The sequence below is a fragment of the Xanthomonas bonasiae genome (assembly GCF_014836395.1).
In the GTDB taxonomy this organism is placed as follows: domain Bacteria; phylum Pseudomonadota; class Gammaproteobacteria; order Xanthomonadales; family Xanthomonadaceae; genus Xanthomonas_A; species Xanthomonas_A bonasiae.
Window position 1 is genome coordinate 626,449 of record NZ_JACSQX010000001.1, and the last position, 17,781, is coordinate 644,229.

Sequence of the window (17,781 nt, forward strand, 5' to 3'; positions counted from 1 at the left end):
GTTACTCATGCGCTCGCGAATGCACCCCAGGTACTACCTGTCACCGGAGATTTTTGCCCGCGAGCAGGAAAAGATTTTTCGCAAGGTTTGGCTTTTCGCCGGTCTGAAGACCCTGCTGACGGAGAACAACAACTTCATCACCCGCAAGATCGCCGGCATCCCGGTGGTCATCCAGAATTTCAACGGCCAGTTGCGCGCATTCGAGAACGTGTGTCTGCACCGCAGCGCGCCGCTCCAGACCGCGCCGACCGGACGACGTCCGCTGGTATGCCCCTACCACGCTTGGAGCTACGACCAGGACGGCGCGATCAAGAACATCCCCGAATGTCGTGCCCTGTATCGCATAAGCACGGCCGAACAGCAGAAGCTCCGGCTGCGGGAGTTCGCCCTGCACGCCATCGGCAACGTGCTCTTCGTCAACCTGGACAGTGACCCGATGCCGATCGAGGAACAGTTCCCCGCGCACTTCATCGCCATGCTGGAAAGCAGCTCCAACCTGTACGACGGCGAGGTGATGGTGACCACCTGGCACTGCAAGTTCAACTGGAAGCTGGCGTACGAGAACCTGCGCGACGCCAATCACCCGCGCTTTGTCCATCCGAAGAGCCTCGCCCGGGAATTCGACTTCATCCCCTACGTCGATACTGAACTGGCGGCCGAAGGCCTCCGTCCCCTGGCCGACACCAGCCCCACCGGGTTGCGCGCGGAGATGCGCCGCTTCAGCTCGGCCGGCGCTGACGCGCCGATCACCGAGCCCAAGCCTCTGCCGTTCCATGACATGGTCGAGCGCTGGGGGGAACAGGACGCCTATTTCAACTGGCTGGCGTTTCCCAACATGCATATCGCCTGCCCCAACGGCGGCTATTCCTTCACCCTGGAACATCACATCCCCGTGGCCCCGGACAGGACCGACCTGGAAATCTATTGGTTCACCACGCGCAAGAAGAAGCCGTATGCCTTTTCCAGCTGGAACCTGCTCTCGCACATGCATGGCAGCCGGCTGGTGACAGGCGAGGACGTGGAGATCATGGAACATGTGCAATCAGCGCTGCACATGGACGCACCGATGCCGACCCAGGGGGTCTACGAGTTCACCAACCGCTTGGTGGAGCGCTGGTACGCAACACTGATGGAGACAGAACATGGCCTCTAGATGCGTCATCGGAACGGGCATCTGCCTGGAACAGGTCTTCAATGCCTGGAGGCAGGCCGAACCGCAGGCCGACGTGCGCAGGATCGAGATTTCGCTACGCACCGACTACGGCTTCGACCTGGACGTACTGGATGGCCTGGACCCGGCTGCGGACAGACTGTTCATCGCCTACGACGAACGCTTCGGCAATTTCAAGCGCATGGAGCTGATGCAGCTGGCGATGGCGCGCGGCTTTAGCCTGGAGTCTTTCGTGAGTACTACGGCCGTGGTCGCCGCCGATGCAGTGATCGGCCGCAACTGCTTCATCGGCGACGGCGTGGTGGTCGGCGCGGGCAGCCGTATCGATTACAACACGGTGCTGCATAGCGGGGTCAAGATCGGCGCAGGCGTGCATCTGCGCCCCTCATGTTGGTGCGACATCGGCGTAAGTATCGGCCAGGGCACGGAGATCGGCGCGCACTCCATCCTGCGTATGGGAGCGGTGGTCAGCCCTGGCGTCCGGATAGGCCGCCACTGCGAACTGGGCTGGCCACGCCTGTATGACCGGGACGTGCCCAGCCGCACGGTGTACGACACCCGCTATGACGAACCCATCCTGGTCTACGGACAGTAACGGAGGAGCCGGGCCGTACGCCTGCCACGCAATGAAAACCAACTACATATTCCTCTCCGGCATGGAGAAATGCGGGACCACGCCCCTGGCCGGTTGGCTGACCGGAAACGGGATCGCACAGTATCTGGTCGAGGACATCAAGGAACCGCATGGCTACCTGATTCCCGGCACGCCGCCGCAACTGCCCGCACCAGCGCAACTGCCGTGGCTGGATGCCAGCGCCGGCTACTCCCTCAGCCCCTATGCGATCTCGCGGCTGCCCGAACATGGCACCCGGATCGTGCTATGCCTGCGCAATCCCTTCGAGCGGACCTGGAGTTCCTACCGCATGAAGAAGATCAACGCCCTCCAAGGCAGCGAGGCGCTGGCGCTTTCCGACAGTTACCTGAAAGCCTCTGGAACCACCACGACCCAGGACGGGACGCGGCTGCAAAAGATCACCGCGTCCACTTCCTACCAGGAACAGAAGGACCTTCACCTACGCATGTTCCCTCGGGTTTCCTCTGGTTACATCGAGCAGCATTTCGATGCAGAGATCGATAGACTCCGGCAAGGCGACTTTGCAGGCCGGCTAAATTATGAAGCAGCGTTTTTGATGACTCGCCGGAGCTTCCCCTTCATGTCTGTGCTGGTGGCGAGCTTCTACTACGCCGGCATTAAGAGCTTCCTCGATCGATACCGCCCGGAAGACCTGATCCTGGTCTCACTCGACAAGCTAAAGGAGGAGGCGAACCGCGTGAAGTTCCTTTCAAGGCTGATTGGCGAGTCACCTGACACGGATGACATAAAGTTTGGCTTCTCCAGCCGGGACCTGCCCTTCGATGAGCAGGAGCCCGACTTCGACGCACCGAAGTTCGACTCGCTGCGGACAGCGTTGTCCTACGATTTGCAGCAGTACTCAGAGCTACTCGCCGCGCGCGGTGTGGCCACCGACCTGCTGGACTGGGACGACCTACGCCGGCACTTGCGCTAAGCGCACGCGGTTGTTCTTGCCGATGCCGATCCCGCGCCGATGCCCCCTTTTCAATGGTCAGCATCGTCGCGATCGCCTACAAACCCCGTTACATCGAGCGTGCTATGGACGGCTTACTCACTCAGACTTGGACTGCACTGGAATCGAGATCGGAGCAAGCGAAATAGGTAGACACTACGAAACGCTGTTGAGCGGCAAGCCCCGTCATTAGGGCATACGATTAATATTTGCAGAACATGACCCAGGGACCAATCATGCAAACCAATATACAAGCCAAAATTAATATCGATCCCCAGTCAATGGAAGAAATCTTTCTGCATGCTGCCCAGGGCCTGGCTGACGACCCAATGTTCGGCGTTCCCGAGGACGTGCGCCGCCTCATTGCCAAGCATGGCGGTGACACCAAGATGATCGTCCTCGGAACTGGAGGTTTCGGCGGGTACTTACTGAGCCTGAAAGAGGATCGGCCTTGCAACGTCATCGCCTCTGTGGACGACTTCCACTATCACTCCGGCGCTCTGCATTACGACACGCCCATCATCTCTACTGAAAAATTCGTAGAGCTGGCTAAATCCGGAGACATCATCGCCTTCAACACCTGCCGACGCGACAGCACTAAGCGTTTTTTTGATCAAGTATGCCGGCAACACCGCATTCCCCACCTCAATTTTGAACAGACCGTTCGCGCCTTCGGCTTGCAGGGACGGGTTGATTACAGGGTGGACGACTGGGGACAGGAAATCGTGCGCAACATCGCAAGATTTCAGCGCTTAGCAAAGCGTTTTTGCGATGATTACTCCGCGCAAACCCTGTTTTCCGTCCTGAACTTCCACCTAACCTGTGATCCTGAGTATTACCACGAAGTTGAACGCCCCTATACCACCTTGTATTTCCGCTCTGGCCTGCTGCGATTCGGCGATTCGGAAAAGATGGTGGATTGTGGGGCCTCCATCGGCGAATCCCTCACCGGCCTGATTGGCGTCACCAAAGGCCAATTCTCACGTTCGTGGATGATCGAGCCTGATCGCATTAATATAGGCACACTGAATAACGTGTTGCGCCGCTATGAAGGCACCCCTCTAGCATCCAAAATCAGTCTACACCGCTGCGGCGTGGGCGAGACAGAAACCAGGGTTCCATTCAAGCACGAGGGTGGGCACGGTGGCTTCATCAGGCCCTCGGGTGACGAATGCGAGCCTACAGACATGATCGACGTGCGTCCCATCGACAACATCATCGACGATGCGCCCACGTTCATCAAAATGGACATCGAAGGGTCGGAACTAGGTGCCCTAAAGGGTGCGGAAAAGACGATCAAACTGTGCAAGCCCAAAATGGCAATCTCTGCCTATCACAGGTCCACCGACTTGCTGGATCTCAGCGATTTGGCGCTCTCTTTGAACCCGGATTACAAGATCGGCCTGCGCCATCACACGCAAGATCGTTGGGACACATGCCTGTATTTCTATTGACTGTCCCCCGCAGAAATGAGTGGATTGATGACTGGCCGATTCGCGCCGGCACCGCATCCAATTCTGACGACCACCCACGCGCTCTCCTGCTCTGTTCAGCATCGTCATGCCGACCTACGAGCCGCGTTACTTCGCGCAGGCGCTGGACAGCGTGCCTATGCAGCGTTGTAGCGGGTGATCTGGACGCCAATGCCCATGCCGCCATTGAGGTGGTGCTGGCGTCCAGGTTGCTGGTAGCCCCCGTTCGCCACCATCAAGCAGCCAAGCATGGGCTATTAGGGGATATATCGATTTTCGGCGGCGCGTACACGTTCTGAGCTGGCAGCTCACTAGCTTGGCCAATCGCCGGCCTGAATGAGGAATGCCGGTCTTCACGAACGAAATTCTTAATATCAAGAATAACTTCCGCCGGTAAGAATGTACCCGGCCACGCTTCCCGGGAAAACACTTTGACCTTTCCCATTAACCCAAATCACCCCATTTGCATTGATTCCATACCGCGGACCCGTGGCAGCTCCGGAGAACGTAAATACTGAGTCCCCGCCATTAATGCTACCCACACGACCAACGGTAGCGAAGGCACCAGTAAAAGCCGGCACACCTGTCAAGGTGACGGTAATGTTTAAAATAGTGAACTGACCGCCATCGAATATCCCATAATGGGCGTAACCACCCCCAGTAATACTGTAGCTTCCTGAGGCAATGCCAACGCTATTGCGCGTAACGATGACTTGATAGCCGGTCACCGCTGCAAAAACGTGGCCGCCCTGGAAATAACACAACCCTCCATTGGTTATCACAATTCCGTTTACTGTGCTCCCGCCACCCAAAAGTGAAACCAGAAACATGAACCGAGTTACCTTCAGTCACTGTAAGGAGTTGTCCTGCAGTGTTACGCCAAATAGCAGATGAACTACCTACAAAACGCACGATGCCACCTGTCACGCCGCCCATCACAACATTTTCTACGTAAGTTCCGTCAGCAACATTTATAATTGCTGTATAGCCGCATAATGAATATCGTGTTCTCACCACATTCACAGCATGCTGGATGGTCTGGAATGCCGTCGCAGCGCTTAGCCCGTCATTAGAATCACTGCCCGTGTTGGAGACGTACAAAGACAAATCCTGAATCAAGGCAATGGCGTAAGTGGCGTAGCTATTCGCGCTAGTGCCCATCGCGAACCGACCTTCATCGGTGATGAAATATGGTTCACTGGCAGCGAGTTCACCAGCCGTCGCAGCAGCATCAAACTGCGCACGCGTACCGCTTTTTACATAAATATTTGCACCTGAGATTGCATCTGGCATGACATGAAACTCCTTAAACATTCAATTTCGAAGTGCATTATCCAAAAATTTACCTACCCCCATTATGAGGATTGTAAAAATAAGAAATTTTTGGAAATTCATCACTTCTCCAATAGCAGAGAGCATCTCGACCTTTAATATTTAATAATACCGGAATGTTGTCATCCTCCAGCAGGAATTCACGGTTCATTCAACTTACCATTGGCCTTGCTCGATTACTGAGAACCAGCCCGCATTTGATGATCGGCATCGGCGCAGCAAGCCGCGTCTCTGCGCATTCAGGCTTGGCTGAATTCAGCAACCTAGTGCCGCACAATCAAAATATTCATATTTCAAGTGGCGGATCACGCTTGCCCATGCCTGGTTGCACCCAAGACATTCGGCGTGCAAATAAAATTCCCATGAACTACGCCATCGTCATCCAGCGCGCCGCGACTCTTCGCGCCTGCCGGGTAAGCCGCTGCTCGCGCTGGACGGCGTTCCCATGATCGTGCGTACCTATCGGCAATGTGCAAAAGCCGCACCTGCCGAGCGTATCGTGGTGGCCACCGACTGCGACCTGATCTGCGCCACCTGCGAACAGGCCGGGATCCGCACGCTGATGACCTCAAGCGACTGCCTGATCCACCGCGTCTGGCGCCAGGTCTGCGCCTACGCGTTTCCCAGGCAGGCGCTGCAGGCGTTCGCCGCGCCTCCCCCAAGACCGCGCCTGGACGGGATCGAGGACATCGAGACCCTGCGCTTCCTGGAGGTAGGCTTCGAAGTCAGGATGGTGCAGATGAGCGACCAATCGATCGCCGTGGATACGCCGGCCGACGTGCTGCGCGTGGAGCAGGCGCTGCGCGCCCGGTAGCTCACCGAAGTGCTGGACGCGCAGCCATGAGCGCAGGCAGCGATCTGTCCGATCCCCAGTCGTCGGACTGAGTGTCGCTGGTTAAGCCACGGCCGGCACTTCCTCAATGCAGCCTTGCTCTGCATAGTGGCGTCGTGTCGAGCCGTCGGGGACGGCAATGAGCGCAGGTCACCTTGTAGGCACTCCACCGCACCAGTAACGAGAACCCGGCATGCTGCGTTCGAACATCACCGCACGTCGCATCGCGCTTCGGCTGCTGGCTGCGGCGATGGCCCTGGCCGCAACCGGCCCGGCGTTCGCGACATTCTCCATCGTGGCCTGCACGCCGTCCGGCACCTGCGGGGCGGCGGTGGCCACCAATAATCTCGCGGTGGGCGCGACGGTCATCTACGCCAAGGCGCAGGTCGGCGCGGTGGCGTCCCAATACGAGACCAACCCCTCCTATGGACCGAAGGGAATCGCTCTGCTGCAACAGCGCGCCTCGGCCCGCGCGGTGGTCGACGGACTGGTCCGAACCGACGATGGGTTCGAGGGGCAGGATGCCTCGTTCCGGCAAGTGGGCGTGGTCGGGATGCGCGGCGTAGGCGCGGCCTTTACCGGCGCGCAGGCCATGGCCTCGGCCTGGGCCGGGTCGATCACCGGGCCGGGCTATGCGATTCAGGGCAATGGCCTGACCAGCGAAGCGGTCGTCGCCGCGATGCGTGACAGTTTCCTCGGCGGCCACGGTACGCTCGCCGATCGCCTCGTCGCCGCCCTCGCCGCCGGCCAGCCGGCCGGCGGCCAGAGCACCGGCAAGATGTCCGCCGCCCTGCTGGTGCGCACGCCGCAGGGAGGATTCGAGGATATCGATCTGCGCGTCGATGCCGCCAGCGAGCCGGTGCCCGAGCTGCGTCACCTGCTCGATCTGAATCAAGCCAACAGCGCGATGGCCCGCGCCGAGCGCGCGCAGCGGCGGGGCAACGCCGGGCAGGCGCGGGACGCACTGGACGAAGCGGTCAGGCTCGGCGCCGACTGGGACAGGATCTGGCGCCGCGCGGCGCGCCTGCAGATGGCGCTGGGCGACAGCAATGGCGCGCGGCAAGCGCTTGCCGCCTTTGCGCACCTGAACCCGGCATGGGCGCAACTGGAACGGCAAGACCCGCTGTACTCCGCCCTGCCCTTGGAAGCGCCGCAGCAAAGCCCGCCCTCCAGTTCCGAATAGACTGCGTCGGGTCTGGTGCTCGGGTCGCGCCACGCGGCAGCGGCGGCGATCCGCCTGCTGCGATCCAGGCAACCGGCCCACCGATCCACGGTCGCATCCTCACCTGGGCGCGGAGCGGCGGAGCCGCGGAGGGCCTGATCCAACGCCTGCGGCACGCATGTTGCATCCCCAGCGGATTGGCGGTGACAACGCCGGCATCCGTACGTGCGGGAGCCGACACCGCGACCGCCCCCCCTCTTTCCTCTCAGAGACCATCCGTCCCAATGAGTGTCAACGCCCTGGTCAGCATCGTCATGCCGGCCTACAAGTTCCGCTACTTCGAGCGGACGCTCGACAGCGTGCTGGGCCAGACCCATCCGGCGCTGGAACTGGTGATCTGCGACGACAACCCCGATGGCACGATCGCCGCGGCGGTGGAGCGCAGGCGTGCCGCGGCGCGCTTCCCGATCCGCTACCAGCGCAACCCCAGCCGCCTGGGCGAACTCGGCAGCACCATCAAGGGCATCGGCTTGGCGCAGGGCGACTACGTCAAGTTCCTGCACGACGACGACGTGCTGGAACCGGACTGCATCGCCGCGCTGGTGAAGGCTATGCAGGCCGGCCCCGACGTGGTGCTGGCCTCCTCGCGCCGGCAGCGCATCGACGGCGACGACGCGCCGCTGCCTGACATCCACGCCACCAGCTTCCCGTTCGCCGGCGACGTGCTGCTCGATGGCCCCGAACTGCTGTCCTTCCTCGCCGACCACACCATCAACTTCATCGGCGAACCCAGCTGCGTGCTGTGCCGGCGCCAGGATCTGCTGGAGATCGGCGACCAGCTGATGATGCTGGACGGCAAGGTGATCCACTGGGTCGGCGACCTGGCGCTGTACGCCAAGCTCCTGCACCGCGGCAACCTGGCCCTGCTGGCCAGGCCGCTGACCCGCTTCCGGGTGACGCGGGACCAGTACAGCCAGGCCGGCCGCGACCAGCCGGGGATCGGCGACCAGGGCCACGACGATTTCCGCCGCGGCGTGCGCGCCATGGGCTGGTACCGCGGCGACGGCGACGTGCGCCTGGTCCATGTGACCCCGCTGGACGGAGGCCGCGCCGAACCGGTCGATCTGCTGCAGGCGATCCAGGCCGCGTATGCGCGCGGCCGCGCCCAGCTGGCGCTGCGCGACTGGCAGGCGCAGCGCCAGCTGCCGCCGGCCAAGCGCGCCCTGTTCGACGCGCGCCTGGCGGAACTGGGCGGCGGCGCGCGGCTGGCGGTAATGCTGGACGCGCGCAACGCCGATGCGGCCGCGCTGCAAGCCAGCCTGCACAGCCTGCTGCTCGACGGCGCCGCCTTCGCCACGCTGAGCGTGGCCGTGCTCGGCGCCGCGACGGCCACGCCGTGGCCGGATCCGCGAGTCCGGCATCTGCCGCTGGCGTCCGCCGACGAGGCCGCCGACCGCAACGCCGCGCTGGCCGAACTCGACCGCTCTGACTGGTTCCTGTGCGCCCGCGCAGGCACCGTTTTCTGCGCGGGCGGCCTGCTGCGCTTGGTGCTGGAGCTGGCGCAGCAGCCGCACTGCAGCGCGCTGTATGCCGACGAATGGCTGGCGCTGGACGGCCAGACGCTGGCCCCGGTGCTGCGCCCGGATCCGGATCTGGACCTGCTGCTGGGCAATCCGCTGGCGACCGCCGGGCACTGGGTGTTCCGCCGCGCCCTGGTGCAGGAGCTGGGCGGGTTCGATCCCGATCACGACGGCGCGCTGGAACTGGAGCTGATCCTGCGCCTGTTCCAGCGCGATGCCGGCGCCAGCCTGGGACATCTGCCCGAGCCGCTGCTGATCGCGGCGCCGGCCGACGCCGCCGCGGGCGCCGAGGCGCGCCAGCGCGCCGTCGCCAGCCACCTGCGGGCACGCGGCTATGCCGACGCCAGGATCGACACGCTGCCTGGCGGACTGCATCGCATCGACTATGGCCATGCGCAGCAGGCGCCGGTCTCGATCGTGACCATCGCCCAGGACAATCTGCCGGCCCTGCAGCGCCTGGTGGTCGGCCTGCTCGAGACCACCGCCTACCCGGCCTACGAATTGCTGCTGGTCGACAACGCCAGCGACGCGCCGGCAGTCGGCGCATGGCTGCAGGCGGTGGCCGAACTGGGCAACGGCCGCATCCGCGTGTTCGCACTGGAGCAGCGCGTGGCCCAGGCCGAGGCGCGCAACCTGGCCGCGACCCAGGCGCATGGCGACTACCTGCTGTTCCTGGACGCCGACAACGCCGTGGTCCAGGGCCGCTGGCTGCACGAACTGATGAACCACGCGCAGCGCCCGGAGGTCGGCATCGTCGGCGCCAAGGGCGTGTCCGCGGACGCCACCATCACCCACGCGGGTCTGCTGCCCGGGCTGTTGCCCGGCGCCGGCCACGCCTTCGCCGGCGAGCCGATGGCGCAGGCCGGCTACATGGGCCGGCTGCAGGTGGCGCACCGCTACAGCGCCGTGTCCGAGCGCTGCATGCTGGTGCGGCGCGACCTGTTCGAACGCTTGTCCGGCTTCGATGCGGGCGGGTTCGGCGACGGCGGCGCCGACGTGGACCTGTGCCTGCGCGCCGCCGCGCTGGGCGAATGGACGCTCTGGACGCCGGAAGCGCTGCTGCTGCAGCCCCCCGCGCCGCCACGGCCGCAAAGCGCGGACGATGCGCTGCTGCAACGCTGGCTGCCGGTCATGGCGCACGATCCGGCCTATTCGCCGAGCCTGGGCCTGGAGCAGCCGGGCGGCTTCAAGCTCGGCGAATCCGAGTTCTCCTGGCAGCCGCTGGCGTGGAAGCCGCTGCCGCGGATCCTGGCGCATCCCGGCGACGCCTTCGGCAGCGGCCACTACCGGGTGATCCAGCCGTTCCAGGCACTGGCCGAGGCCGGGCAGATCGACGGCGTCTACTACGCGCGCCTGCTCGACCCGGTGGAGATGGAGCGCATCGCCCCGGATGCGGTGGTGGTGCAACGCCGGGTCGGCGACGTCGAACTGGCCAAGATGGAGCGCATGCGCCGCTTCTCCACCGCGTTCAAGGTCTACGAACTCGACGACTACCTGCCCAACCTGCCGTTGAAGAGCGTGCATCGCGAGCAGATGCCCAAAGACGTGCTGCGCTCGCTGCGCCGCGCCGCGGCGCTGGTGGACCGGGTGGTGGTGTCGACCCCGACCCTGGCCGACGCCCTCGCCGGCCTGCATGCGGACATCCGCGTGGTCCACAACCGGCTGGATCCGCGCATGTGGGGCGATCTGCCCGCACCGACCAGGACCAGCGCCGGCGCCAAGCCGCGGGTCGGCTGGGCCGGCGGCGCCAGCCACACCGGCGACCTGGAACTGATCGCCGACGTGGTGCAGGCGCTGGCCGGCGAGGTGCACTGGGTGTTCATGGGCATGTGCCCGGAGCGGCTGCGCCCGCATGTGGCCGAAGTGCACCCGGGCGTGGACTTCGAACGCTATCCGCAGGCCCTGGCCGCGCTGCGCCTGGACCTGGCGCTGGCGCCGCTGGAAGACAATCTGTTCAACCGCTGCAAGAGCAATCTGCGCCTGCTCGAATACGGCGCCTGCGGCTACCCGGTGGTGACCAGCGACCTGCCGCCCTACCAGCACGGGTTGCCGGCCACCTTGGTCAAGAACCGTTTCCGCGACTGGGTCAACGCGATCCGCATGCACCTGGCCGATGCCCCCGCCCGGGCTGCGGCCGGCGACGCGCTGCACGCGGCGGTGCGCCGCGACTGGATGCTGGAAGGCGCCAACCTGCAGGCCTGGCGCGCGGCCTGGCTGCCGGACTGAGCGCAGCGGCCGCCGGGACCGGCACCAGGATTGCATCTGCTGATCCGGTCCAGGACCCGAGCCGGCACGGCGCGTCAATCGGCCGTCACCAGGGCAGCGACGACCGCGGCCGGACTGCGTCGGGAAGCCGACGCCGCCGCCCGCCCTCGCACGGCGCGCGCTTCCCTTCTCCCCCCGGGAGAAGGTGCCCCGAAGGGGCGGATGAGGGTAAGGGCGAAGCTTCGTGTCGTTCGATGCGGGCATGCGTTCGCCCGTCCTTCCGGGTAGCCGATCGGCACCCGCCGGATTTCGGCACACCGCTTGCATCCATTCCGGGTAGCCGCCCCGGCATGGACATCCCCGTATGAGCGACTCCATCAGTTCCATCCTCTCGCAGATCCGCAGCTACCAGAGCCAGGTCGGCCAGGCCGCGCCTGCGCAGGTGGCCGATGCCGGACGCAGCAATGCGATCGAAGGCCTGACCGGGACCCAGGGCACGCAGGCCCCGAGCTTCAGCGAGACCCTGCGCAGCGCGATCAGCGGCGTCAACGAAACCCAGCAGAAGGCCGGCGATCTGGCCAAGGCGTTCGAAATGGGCGACCCCAACGCCGGCCTGGCCAAGGTGATGATGGCCGCGCAACAGTCCCAGGTGGCGTTCCGCGCCACCGTGGAAGTCCGCAACCGACTCGTCCAGGCGTACCAGGACGTGATGAACATGCCGCTGTAAGGTAGACAACGATGGCTCTTGCGCTCAGCAAAGACACTCTCAGCGGCGAAAAGGCAGGCGCCTGGTTCGATCGCCTGCAGAGCCTGCAGATCACCCGCCGCATCGGGCTGATGGCGATGATCGCCGTGGCCGTGGCCGCGGGCCTGTTCGTGTTCTTCTGGTCGCAGAAGCCCGCGTACACCCCGCTGTACACCGGCCTGGACGAAAAGGGCACGGCTGAGGCCACCGATCTGCTGCGCACCGCGCAGATCCCGTTCAAGCTCGACCAGACCACCGGCGCGATCACCGTGCCGGAGGACAAGCTCTACGACGCGCGGCTGAAGCTGGCCGGCTCCGGCCTGACCGACACCGGCAACATGGGCTTCGAGGTCATGGAGAAGGATCCGGGCTTCGGCGTCAGCCAGTTCGTCGAGAACGCGCGCTACCAGCACGCGCTGGAGACCGAACTGGCGCGCACCATCGCCAGCCTGCGCCCGGTGCGCGAGGCGCGGGTGCACTTGGCCATCCCCAAGCCCAGCGCGTTCACCCGCCAGCGCGACGTGGCCAGCGCCTCGGTGGTGCTGGAACTGCGCGGCGGCACCACCCTGGAACGCAACCAGGTCGATGCGATCGTCAACATGGTCGCCTCCAGCATCCCCGACCTGACCCCGGAGCGGGTCACCGTGGTCGACCAGAGCGGGCGCATGCTGACCATCGCCGACCCGAACAGCGACGCGGCATTGAACGCGGCCCAGTTCGAGCAGGTGCGGCGCCAGGAAAGCTCCTACAACCAGCGCATCCGCGAACTGCTGGAGCCGATGACCGGCCCCGGCCGGGTCAACCCGGAAGTCAGCGTGGACATGGACTTCTCGGTCACCGAGGAAGCGCGCGAGCTGTACAACGGCGAGCCGCCGAAGCTGCGCAGCGAGCAGGTCAGCGACAGCAGCATGGCCGCGGCCGGCCCGCAGGGCGTACCCGGCGCAACCAGCAATTCGCCGCCCGGCGCGGCCGCGCCCGGCCAGCCCGGTGCCGCCGGCACCCCGGGCGCGACCCCGGCCAACACCCAGCAGGCGGCCGCCGCGACCCCGACCGAAACCTCCAAGAGCGCCACCCGCAACTACGAGCTGGACCGCACCCTGCAGCACACCCGGCAGCCGCCGGGCCGGATCAAGCGCGTGTCGGTGGCGGTACTGGTCGACCACGTGCCGCGGCCGGGCGCCAAGGGCAAGATGGTCGAGCAGGCGCTCAGCGCCGCCGAGCTGACCCGCATCGAAGGCCTGGTCAAGCAGGCGGTCGGTTTCAACGCCGAGCGCGGCGACACCGTCTCGGTGATGAATGCGCCGTTCGTGCGCGAAGCGCCGGAAGCGGCGGACAAGCCCGGTTGGTGGGAAGATCCGCGGGTGATGAACGGCTTGCGCCTGCTGCTCGGCGCGGCGGTGGTGCTGGCCCTGCTGTTCGGCGTGCTGCGCCCGGCGCTGCGCCAGATCGCCGGCCCGGCGCCGGCCAAGAACACCGGCAAGGACAAGTCCGAGCCGCACAACGCCAATGTGTCGATGCTGGACGACGACGACCCGCTGCTGCCGTCGATGGCCGAAGACACGGCCAGCATCGCCGGCGGCAGCCGTCCCGCGATCGCCCTGCCCGACGCCTACGAAGAGCGTCTGCGCCTGGCCCGCGAAGCGGTCAAGCAGGATTCCAAGCGTGTCGCGCAAGTCGTGAAGGGATGGGTCGCCAGTGAAGCCTGATGCCAGTGCAATCAATGGAGTGCAGCGCGCCGCGGTGCTGCTGCTGTCGCTAGGCGAAGCCGACGCGGCCGAGGTGCTCAAGCACATGGACCCCAAGGAGGTGCAGAAGATCGGCATCGCCATGGCGACCATGAGCGGCATCTCGCGCGACCAGGTCGAGAAGGTCATGGACGAGTTCAACAACGAACTCGGCAGCAAGACCTCGCTGGGCGTGGGCGCCGACGACTACATCCGCAACGTGCTGGTGCAGGCGCTGGGCGCGGACAAGGCCGGCGGCCTGATCGACCGCATCCTGCTCGGCCGCAACACCACCGGCCTGGACACGCTGAAGTGGATGGACCCGCGCGCGGTCGCCGACCTGGTGCGCAACGAACACCCGCAGATCATCGCCATCGTCATGGCGCACCTGGACAGCGACCAGGCCGCCGAGGCGCTGAAGCTGCTGCCCGAGCGCGTGCGCGCCGACGTGCTGATGCGCATCGCCACCCTCGACGGCATCCCGCCGAACGCGCTGAACGAACTCAACGAGATCATGGAGCGGCAGTTCTCCGGCAACCAGGGCCTGAAGTCGTCCAACGTCGGCGGGGTCAAGGTCGCCGCCAACATCCTCAACTTCATGGACAGCGGCCAGGACCAGGGCGTGCTGGCGGCGATCGGCAAGATCGACGCCGAGCTCAGCACCCGCATCCAGGACCTGATGTTCGTGTTCGACAACCTGGTCGAACTGGAAGACCGCGCGCTGCAGACCCTGTTGCGCGAAGTCAGCGGCGACCGCCTCGGCCTGGCCCTGCGCGGCGCCGACATCAAGGTGCGCGAGAAGATCACCAAGAACATGTCGCAGCGCGCCGCCGAAATCCTGCTCGAGGACATGGAAGCGCGCGGTCCGGTGCGCCTGGCCGACGTGGAAGGTGCGCAGAAGGAAATCCTCACCATCGTGCGCCGGCTGGCCGATGAAGGCGTGATCAGCCTCGGCGGCGCCGGTGCGGAGGCGATGGTATGAGCGGCAACGTGGTGCGCTGGTTCGCGCCGGAGCTCAACGCCGCGCCGGTACCCGAGCCGCAGTTCGAGGACGCCCTGCCCGAAGAGCCGGTCCTGCGTCCGCCCAGCCTGGAAGACATCCAGGCGATCGAGGCAGCCGCGCAGCTCGAAGGCTTCGAGCGCGGCCACAGCGAGGGCCTGGCCCAGGGCCAGGCCGAGATCCGCCGCCTGACCGCGCAGATCGAAGGCATCCTGGACAATTTCTCGCGGCCGCTGGCGCGGCTGGAAAACGAAGTGGTCGGCGCGCTCGGCGAACTGGCGGTGCGCATCGCCGGCAGCCTGGTCGGCCGCGCCTACGAGGCCGATCCGGCGCTGCTGGCGGACCTGGTCGGCGAAGCGCTGGACGCGGTCGGCGGCGCGCGCCGCGAGGTCGAGGTGCGCCTGCATCCGGACGACATCGCCGCGCTGACCCCGCTGCTGGCCTCGATGGCCGACGGCACCCGGCTGGTGCCGGACCTGACCCTGAGCCGCGGCGACCTGCGCGTGCATGCCGAAGCGGTGCGCATCGACGGCACCCTGGAAGCGCGCCTGCGCGCGGCGCTGGAGACGGTGATGCGCAAGTCCGGAGCCGGCCTGTGAGCGCGCTGTCCGGCACCCATCCGGCCGACTGGCTGGACGCGCGCAACCTGCGCCTGGCCTCGCGCCTGGGCCAGCTCGACCTAGACGCCGCCGCCGGCCGCGGCCTGATCCGCGAAGGCATCCTGCGCCGCGCGGTCGGGCTGACCCTGGAAGCGGTCGGCTGCGAGGCGCCGATGGGCGCCACCTGCAAGGTCGAGGTCGACGGCGGCTGGGTCGATGCCGAAGTGGTCGGCTTCTCCGGCGAACGCACCTCGCTGATGCCCAGCGCCGAAACCCATGGCCTGCTGCCCAACGCGCGGGTGGTGCCGGTGCGCCGCCGCGGCGGCGTGGAAGTGGGCGAAGGCCTGCTTGGCCGGGTCATCGATTCGGACGGCGTGCCGCTGGACGGCAAGGGCCCGATCCGCGCCGAAGGCTCGGTCGGCATGGCCGGCATCTCGATCAATCCGCTGGCGCGCGAGCCGATCACCATGCCGCTGGACGTGGGCGTGCGCGCGATCAACGCGCTGCTGCCGATCGGCCGCGGCCAGCGCGTGGGCCTGTTCGCCGGCTCCGGCGTCGGCAAGTCCACCCTGCTCGGGATGATGACCCGCTACACCGCCGCCGACGTGATCGTGGTCGGGCTGATCGGCGAACGCGGCCGCGAAGTGCGCGATTTCGTCGAGACCACGCTGGGCGAGGAAGGCCTGCGCCGCGCCGTGGTCGTGGCCGCGCCGGCCGACCGCCCGCCGCTGGCGCGCCTGCACGGCGCCTACCGCGCCACCGCGATCGCCGAATGGTTCCGCGACCAGGGCCTGAACGTACTGCTGCTGATGGACTCGCTGACCCGCTTCGCCCAGGCGCAGCGCGAGATCGGCCTGTCGGTCGGCGAACCGCCGACCACCCGCGGCTACCCGCCGTCGGTGTTCGCCAAGCTGCCGGCGCTGGTCGAGCGCGCCGGCAACGGCGCCAAGGGCCGCGGCTCGATCACCGCCTTCTACACCGTGCTGACCGAAGGCGACGATCCGCAGGATCCGATCGCCGACGCCGCCCGCGCCATCCTCGACGGCCACATCCTGCTGTCGCGGCGCGTCGCCGACAGCGGCCTGTATCCGGCCATCGATGTCGAATCCTCGGTCAGCCGCGTGGTCCAGGACATCGCCGACGAGCCGTGGCGGCTGCGCATCCGCGCGCTGAAGCGGCTGGTCTCGGCGTACTCGGCCAACCGCGACCTGATCACCATCGGCGCCTACCAGCGCGGCAACGATGCGGCCGTGGACGAGGCGCTGGAGCGTTGGCCCGAAATCATGGAATTCCTCGGACAGGATGTCGCCAAGGCCGCAGATCTGCCCCACAGCCAGGCCGCGTTGAAGCGCCTGGTCGAACGTGAGAACTAAGCCATGATGCAATCACAGCGTATCGATCCCCTGCTCCGCCGCGCCCAGCAGCACGAGGACGAGGTCGCCCGCGACCTGGCCGAGCGCCAGCGCGCGCTGGAGACCCACGAGTCGCGGCTGGAAGAACTGCGCCGCTACGCCGAGGAATACGCCAACAGCCAGATGGCCGCGACCAGCCTGGCGCAACTGGCCAACCGCCGCGCGTTCCTGGATCGCCTGGAAAGCGCGGTGCAGCAGCAGTGCCAGACCGTGGACCGCAATCGCGAGAAGGTGGAAATGGAGCGCAGCCGGCTGTTGCTGGCCAGCCGCGACAAGCAGGTACTGGAACAACTGGCGGCCAGCTACCGCGCCCAGGAACGCAAGGTCGACGACCGCCGCAGCCAGCGCGAGATGGACGACCTCGGCGCGCGCCGGGTGCGCCTGGCGGTGGCCGCGGCCGACAGCGACAACGACAACGGAGACAGCCGATGAGCAACGCACTTTCCGCGCTGGGCGGCAACGCCCGCGCCAGCGCCAGCGCCTCCGGCAACAGCGCCGACACCCAGGGCCGGGACCGCAGCGGCGGCCAGGACTTCGACAAGCTGCTCGGCAACGACAGCGCGCGCGCCGCGCCGAAGCCGGCGCCGCGGTCGAGCGCCAAGTCGCAGCAGGCATCCGCCGACAAGGACGCGGCGGCGAAGCGGCCGGAGGCGGCGGACGACAACGCCAGCGAACCGGCGCGCAGCGCGCAGGCCGGCAACCAGGCCGCCCGCGACAGCGAAAAGAGCAGCGAGGACAGCAAGGCGCCGAGCAAGGACAGCAAGGCCGCCGCCAAGAAAGGCGAGGACGGCGAGGAAGACGCCGGCTGGCCGCCAGCGGGCCTGGCCGGGATCGGCATGAGCCTGTTGCCGACGCTCGCTGCCGCGCTGCCGGCGGCGAGCGCCGGCCCGCTGGGCGCAGCCGGGCTGGCGATCGGCGTCGCCGGCGCCGCCGCCCAGGGCGTGGCCGCGTTGCTCGGCGG

Annotated in this window: 15 protein-coding genes and 1 pseudogene; 15 read left to right on the forward strand and 1 reads right to left on the reverse strand. The window is 66.0% G+C overall.

Translation table 11 applies throughout. The features are described from left to right. The first annotated feature begins 7 nt into the window (after positions 1–7). The 4 genes from H9658_RS02790 to H9658_RS02810 all read left to right on the forward strand — a co-directional run bounded on the left by H9658_RS02790 (position 8) and on the right by H9658_RS02810 (position 4,211). Entirely contained in the window at positions 8–1,153 is a 1,146-nt protein-coding gene (locus tag H9658_RS02790; RefSeq protein WP_191824248.1) for an aromatic ring-hydroxylating oxygenase subunit alpha, read from the forward strand. Further along, positions 1,143–1,766, forward strand: a complete 624-nt coding sequence (locus tag H9658_RS02795) for an LbetaH domain-containing protein (protein ID WP_191824249.1) — start codon at positions 1,143–1,145, stop codon at positions 1,764–1,766. The genes H9658_RS02790 and H9658_RS02795 overlap by 11 nt, the downstream gene beginning before the upstream one ends. A gap of 31 nt (positions 1,767–1,797) precedes the next feature. Further along, a complete protein-coding gene (locus H9658_RS02805; protein WP_225209680.1) occupies positions 1,798–2,739 on the forward strand; it encodes a hypothetical protein in 942 nt (313 codons plus the stop codon). A gap of 254 nt (positions 2,740–2,993) precedes the next feature. Further along, the gene (locus H9658_RS02810) at positions 2,994–4,211 is read left to right on the forward strand and encodes an FkbM family methyltransferase (protein WP_191824250.1); all 1,218 of its coding nucleotides are present in this window, start codon (positions 2,994–2,996) and stop codon (positions 4,209–4,211) included. A 711-nt stretch (positions 4,212–4,922) separates the two neighbouring features. Here the strand turns inward: H9658_RS02810 and H9658_RS02815 are convergent. Further along, positions 4,923–5,522, reverse strand: coding sequence for a hypothetical protein (locus H9658_RS02815; protein ID WP_191824251.1), 600 nt, complete (start codon positions 5,520–5,522; stop codon positions 4,923–4,925). Positions 5,523–5,677: 155 nt separating this feature from the next. Here H9658_RS02815 and H9658_RS22835 point away from each other — a divergent pair, with 155 nt between their 5' ends. The 11 genes and pseudogenes from H9658_RS22835 to H9658_RS02865 form a co-directional block, all read left to right on the forward strand. Beyond that, positions 5,678–6,010, forward strand: a complete 333-nt coding sequence (locus tag H9658_RS22835) for a hypothetical protein (protein ID WP_225209681.1) — start codon at positions 5,678–5,680, stop codon at positions 6,008–6,010. Further along, entirely contained in the window at positions 5,992–6,375 is a 384-nt protein-coding gene (locus H9658_RS02820) for a cytidylyltransferase domain-containing protein (RefSeq protein WP_263604312.1), read from the forward strand. Before H9658_RS22835 ends, H9658_RS02820 begins: the two co-directional genes overlap by 19 nt. A 211-nt stretch (positions 6,376–6,586) precedes the next feature. Continuing rightward, positions 6,587–7,576, forward strand: a complete 990-nt coding sequence (locus tag H9658_RS02825) for a DUF1028 domain-containing protein (RefSeq protein WP_225209682.1) — start codon at positions 6,587–6,589, stop codon at positions 7,574–7,576. Between the two features lie 293 nt (positions 7,577–7,869). Then, complete coding sequence (locus H9658_RS02830; RefSeq protein WP_225209709.1) at positions 7,870–11,361, forward strand: glycosyltransferase; 3,492 nt, start codon at positions 7,870–7,872, stop codon at positions 11,359–11,361. 343 nt (positions 11,362–11,704) lie between these two features. Beyond that, positions 11,705–12,067 (forward strand): flagellar hook-basal body complex protein FliE, encoded by a 363-nt coding sequence (fliE, locus tag H9658_RS02835; protein ID WP_185812917.1) that lies wholly within the window; start codon positions 11,705–11,707, stop codon positions 12,065–12,067. An 11-nt stretch (positions 12,068–12,078) separates the two neighbouring features. Beyond that, positions 12,079–13,791 (forward strand): flagellar basal-body MS-ring/collar protein FliF, encoded by a 1,713-nt coding sequence (fliF, locus tag H9658_RS02840; protein ID WP_179564514.1) that lies wholly within the window; start codon positions 12,079–12,081, stop codon positions 13,789–13,791. A gap of 10 nt (positions 13,792–13,801) precedes the next feature. After that, a complete protein-coding gene (gene fliG / locus H9658_RS02845) occupies positions 13,802–14,791 on the forward strand; it encodes a flagellar motor switch protein FliG (protein ID WP_179565591.1) in 990 nt (329 codons plus the stop codon). Then, entirely contained in the window at positions 14,788–15,408 is a 621-nt protein-coding gene (locus H9658_RS02850; RefSeq protein WP_179564513.1) for a FliH/SctL family protein, read from the forward strand. Before fliG ends, H9658_RS02850 begins: the two co-directional genes overlap by 4 nt. Beyond that, the gene (locus H9658_RS02855) at positions 15,405–16,781 is read left to right on the forward strand and encodes a FliI/YscN family ATPase (RefSeq protein WP_179564512.1); all 1,377 of its coding nucleotides are present in this window, start codon (positions 15,405–15,407) and stop codon (positions 16,779–16,781) included. The genes H9658_RS02850 and H9658_RS02855 overlap by 4 nt, the downstream gene beginning before the upstream one ends. A gap of 3 nt (positions 16,782–16,784) precedes the next feature. Beyond that, positions 16,785–17,252, forward strand: coding sequence for a flagellar export protein FliJ (gene fliJ / locus H9658_RS02860; RefSeq protein WP_179564511.1), 468 nt, complete (start codon positions 16,785–16,787; stop codon positions 17,250–17,252). Beyond that, positions 17,249–17,781 (forward strand): annotated as a pseudogene (locus tag H9658_RS02865) (hypothetical protein); the annotation flags it as partial. The gene fliJ and the pseudogene H9658_RS02865, both read left to right, overlap by 4 nt.

Bases quoted from the DNA above. Each gene is read 5' to 3' on its own strand.
- H9658_RS02790 (WP_191824248.1), top strand. From the start codon at position 8: ATGCGCTCGCGAATGCACCCCAGGTACTACCTGTCACCGGAGATTTTT.
- H9658_RS02795 (WP_191824249.1), top strand. From the start codon at position 1,143: ATGGCCTCTAGATGCGTCATCGGAACGGGCATCTGCCTGGAACAGGTC.
- H9658_RS02805 (WP_225209680.1), top strand. From the start codon at position 1,798: ATGAAAACCAACTACATATTCCTCTCCGGCATGGAGAAATGCGGGACC.
- H9658_RS02810 (WP_191824250.1), top strand. From the start codon at position 2,994: ATGCAAACCAATATACAAGCCAAAATTAATATCGATCCCCAGTCAATG.
- H9658_RS02815 (WP_191824251.1), bottom strand. From the start codon at position 5,522: ATGCCAGATGCAATCTCAGGTGCAAATATTTATGTAAAAAGCGGTACG.
- H9658_RS22835 (WP_225209681.1), top strand. From the start codon at position 5,678: ATGTTGTCATCCTCCAGCAGGAATTCACGGTTCATTCAACTTACCATT.
- H9658_RS02825 (WP_225209682.1), top strand. From the start codon at position 6,587: ATGCTGCGTTCGAACATCACCGCACGTCGCATCGCGCTTCGGCTGCTG.
- H9658_RS02830 (WP_225209709.1), top strand. From the start codon at position 7,870: ATGCCGGCCTACAAGTTCCGCTACTTCGAGCGGACGCTCGACAGCGTG.
- fliE (WP_185812917.1), top strand. From the start codon at position 11,705: ATGAGCGACTCCATCAGTTCCATCCTCTCGCAGATCCGCAGCTACCAG.
- fliF (WP_179564514.1), top strand. From the start codon at position 12,079: ATGGCTCTTGCGCTCAGCAAAGACACTCTCAGCGGCGAAAAGGCAGGC.
- H9658_RS02850 (WP_179564513.1), top strand. From the start codon at position 14,788: ATGAGCGGCAACGTGGTGCGCTGGTTCGCGCCGGAGCTCAACGCCGCG.
- fliJ (WP_179564511.1), top strand. From the start codon at position 16,785: ATGATGCAATCACAGCGTATCGATCCCCTGCTCCGCCGCGCCCAGCAG.